The 318-nt window shown below is 49.1% G+C and carries 1 protein-coding gene; it reads left to right on the forward strand.

Annotation, left to right across the window (positions count from 1 at the left end):
- Positions 1 to 7 precede the first annotated feature (7 nt).
- A partial coding sequence (locus CWB98_RS23610; RefSeq protein ID WP_249364757.1) for a DUF2608 domain-containing protein occupies positions 8 to 318 on the forward strand: 311 nt, incomplete at its 3' end.

The raw sequence follows: 318 nt of genomic DNA on the forward strand, positions 1-318 counted from the left end.
TAACACCATGGTTTACACTCGAGATAACGTCCCCGCCATATTGGCACGGTTAAGCAGTCAAGGGGTGAGGCTAATGGTTGAGACGGCACGGGGTAACCAAACGATTTCTGCTACAGAAGACCAGTTTACCGACTTAACACTACCAGATGGCGGCAATTTACTGAGCTTTTTTGCCACCCATGCGCCCAAGTTTGCAGGACTTGCTAGTAAAGCCAGCCCCTACTCATCGTGTGATAGTGACAGCCAGCGTCGCATTTCCTATCGCCAAGGAGTGATGTATTTAGCAGGCCAAGATAAAGGCAAAAACCTACTGTGCTT

This window comes from Pseudoalteromonas rubra, assembly GCF_005887115.1.
GTDB lineage: Bacteria > Pseudomonadota > Gammaproteobacteria > Enterobacterales > Alteromonadaceae > Pseudoalteromonas > Pseudoalteromonas rubra_F.